Below are 3196 nucleotides of genomic sequence, written 5' to 3'. Positions count from 1 at the left end.
AATGCGACACAGGAGACCGTCATGCGCCTGGCGGCGCCGGGCATGGCGGCGCGGTCACAGGACGCCGTGTCATGACAGCGTTCCTCCGCCTGCTGTCCCGGACCAAGCTCTATTGGGGCCTGTTGCTAATCTGCCTGATCGGCGCCCTCACCTCGCCGTACACGTCATCCGGCCACAACATCTTCCTCTCCTACGGCAATCTCACCGACGTGCTGCGCCAAGTTTCGATCACCGGGCTGGTGGCAACCGGCATGACCATGGTCATCCTGCTCGGCGGCATCGATCTGTCGGTCGGCTCGGTCATGGGTTTCTCGACGGTGATCTGCGCGATGCTGCTGACCAAGCCCGGCTGGACCGCGGCGTCCGTCATGGGCGTGCCGGCGGCGATCCTGGTCGGCGGCGCAGCTGTGGCACTCGCCGTGCGCTTCATATTCGCAGGGCTCGCCCGCGGCCGCGATGTCAGTGCGGGGCGGCGGCGCGAGATCGCGCTCTCGCGCCGGCAAAGCACAGCGATCCCCGGACTGCTTGGGCTCGTCGCCACGATTGCGATCGGGTGGTGGACGATGAACCAAGTGCCGACCAAGTTTGGCGTTCTCGGTGTTCTCCTGATCGCGCCCTGCCTTGCGATGGTACTCGGCGGCGTCAATGGTCTCCTGATCGTGACCGGCCGGTTGCAGCCCTTCATCGCGACGCTGGCGATGATGGTCAGCGCGCTCGGTATCGCACGATTGACGGCCGGTTCTGACAACGCCGTGGTGCCGGTCTACACCGGCACCAATGCGACCGAGGCTTTCGAACTGCTGCGCTCGATGCTGTGGGGCGTGCTGCCGGTGCCGAGCGTATTCTTCCTGGCAGCCATCATCCTGTTCGGCGCGATCCTGCGGTTCACGACCTTCGGCCGCTACGCCTATGCGATCGGCGGCAATGTCGAGGCGGCAAAGCTCTCGGGCATCAAGGTCGCGCAGGTGCAGCTCACGGCCTATCTCCTGTCAGGCCTGCTGGCGGGGATCGCCGGCGTGCTGTTCGTTGCGCAGTACCGGCAGGGCAAGCCGGATGCGGGGACCGGGCTGGAGCTCGATGCGATCGCCGCCGTGGTGATCGGCGGCACCAGCCTGATGGGCGGCCGCGGCGGCCTCGCCGGCACCTTTGTCGGCGTCCTGATCTTCGGGCTGCTCTCCGACATCCTGCAGCTTCAGAACATCGACTCCAACGTCCAGCTGGTGATGAAGGGATTGATCATCGTCTGCACCGTGTTGGTGCAGGAACAGAATCTCGGCCAGCTCGTCGCGCGTTGGCAATTCCGCCGATCAGGCGACGAGCACGTCGGTCCGAAAACAGCCGAGCCCCATCGGCTGCCAAGCGCCGCAAAGGCACAATTCGCAAGGGAGGATCTCGATGAAGCGTCGTGAGTTCTTGAAACTATCGACCACCGCGGCTGGGGCCGCAATGACCATCTATCTGCCGGCCGGCTGGACACCTGCCAGAGCCGCCGGCAAGTCGAAGGTCGGCTTCAGCCAATGCACCACGCTCGAGCCGTGGCGCGTGCAGTTCAACAAGGACATTCTGGCCGAGGCAAAGAACCATCCGGACATCGACCTCATCATTACCGACGGCCAGGACAAGACCGAAAAGCAGGTCGCCGACTGCGACAATTTGATCGTGCAGCAGGTGAATGTGCTGCTGATCTCGCCCAAGGAATCCGCCGGCCTGACCGGCGTCGTCGAAAAGGCGATCGACGCCAAGATTCCCGTCATCGTGCTCGACCGCAACGTCGACACCAAGCGCATCTCCCAATTCATCGGCGGCGACAATGTCGCGATCGGCAAGGCGGCCGGCGAGCATGCGGTCAAGCTGCTCGGCGGTCCCGGCAAGGCGGCCGGCAACGTCGTCGAAATCTGGGGCGGCATGGGCACCCAGCCGGCACATGACCGTCACGATGGCTTCCATGCCTTCACCGACAAGGAGGGTGGCATCAAGTACCTGCTCAACAATCAATCCGGCGACTGGAAGCAGGACAAGGCCTACGACATCATGACGACGGCGCTGCGCAACAACGAGAAGATCGACATGGTGTATGGCCACAACGATCCGATGGCCTATGGCGCCTATCTCGCCGCCAAGGACGCCGGCCGCGACAAGGACATCAAGTTCATCATCGGGATCGACGGCCTGCCGGACGAGGGCGTCACCTGGGTCTCCAAGGGACAGCTCACCGCGACCTTCCTCTACGCAACACCCGGCGCGGAAGGATTGCGGCAGGCTGCCAAGCTTCTGAAGGGCGAAAAACTCGAACCGGTCATCACGTTGCCGACGACGCTGATCACCAAGGAGAACGCGCCGGAGATCCTGAAGAAGAACGGATTGCTCTGACGAGCTGATACTTGAACTGGCGTTTCGAAGAGCTCGGCACGGTCGAATTCCGCGCCCGGCTCTTCGTTCGTCTCGCCTCTATCTCACTGTACGAGAATGACGTCGCGTGAGATCGTCTCCCCTCTCGGAGGTCTGACATGAGCGATGCGATCTTTCGCAGACCAGACGGCATCTGGCTGAACGAACCGAAGCGATGGACCGCGCAGGGCGACGACCTTGAGATCGTCACTGACGAGGCGACCGATTTCTGGCGCGAAACCCATTATGGGTTTTGCCGCGACAGTGGTCATTTCCTGGGTTTTCGGACCCCGGACGCCTTCACCGCGGAATTGCGGGTCCAGTGCGATTTTCAAGCGCTCTACGACCAGGCTGGCATCATGGTGCGCATCGACGCCGAGCGTTGGGTCAAAGCCGGAATTGAATTTTCAGACGGGCGCGCCATGCTCGCAAGCGTATTGACCAATGGCCAATCAGATTGGGCAACTGCTCCGTATGAGGGGCACGCCGGCGATTTCCGGATGCGGGTGACCGTCGCGAACGGCGTTCTTCGATTGCAGGTTTCGGCCGACGGCAAACTCTGGCCACTGATGCGATTGGCGCCCTTTCCCAAGGCGAAATCTTATTTGGTCGGGCCGATGGCCTGCACACCCGAACGAGACGGATTACCGGTCACGTTCTCGGACTTTCGCCTGACGCCACCGCTCGGCAAGGATCTGCATGACCTCAGCTAGGGCGCGTTGCCCTGCGGCTTGGGGAGCGGCAGAAAGCCGCGCCGCGCAACGGATATGGCGCGACTGGCGCAATACCTCGATGAGAAAGGGGCATC

Annotated in this window: 3 protein-coding genes; all 3 read left to right on the top strand. The window is 62.9% G+C overall.

What is annotated here, in order from left to right:
• Positions 1–71: 71 nt before the first annotated feature.
• The 3 genes from WA702_RS20050 to WA702_RS20040 all read left to right on the top strand — a co-directional run bounded on the left by WA702_RS20050 (position 72) and on the right by WA702_RS20040 (position 3101).
• On the top strand, positions 72–1409 hold the full coding sequence (locus tag WA702_RS20050; RefSeq protein ID WP_425112287.1) for an ABC transporter permease: 1338 nt from the start codon (positions 72–74) through the stop codon (positions 1407–1409).
• Between the two features lie 37 nt (positions 1410–1446).
• Positions 1447–2370, top strand: a complete 924-nt coding sequence (locus WA702_RS20045) for a substrate-binding domain-containing protein (protein ID WP_425112286.1) — start codon at positions 1447–1449, stop codon at positions 2368–2370.
• Between the two features lie 137 nt (positions 2371–2507).
• The gene (locus WA702_RS20040) at positions 2508–3101 is read left to right on the top strand and encodes a DUF1349 domain-containing protein (RefSeq protein WP_425112285.1); all 594 of its coding nucleotides are present in this window, start codon (positions 2508–2510) and stop codon (positions 3099–3101) included.
• Positions 3102–3196: the final 95 nt, after the last annotated feature.

The organism is Bradyrhizobium sp. (genome assembly GCF_049798375.1).
GTDB lineage: Bacteria > Pseudomonadota > Alphaproteobacteria > Rhizobiales > Xanthobacteraceae > Bradyrhizobium.
This window is presented reverse-complemented; position numbering and strand designations above follow the sequence as displayed.

What these genes read in the sequence shown, in the direction of transcription:
- WA702_RS20050 (WP_425112287.1), top strand. Translation starts at nt 72, where the DNA reads ATGACAGCGTTCCTCCGCCTGCTGTCCCGGACCAAGCTCTATTGGGGC.
- WA702_RS20045 (WP_425112286.1), top strand. Translation starts at nt 1,447, where the DNA reads ATGACCATCTATCTGCCGGCCGGCTGGACACCTGCCAGAGCCGCCGGC.
- WA702_RS20040 (WP_425112285.1), top strand. Translation starts at nt 2,508, where the DNA reads ATGAGCGATGCGATCTTTCGCAGACCAGACGGCATCTGGCTGAACGAA.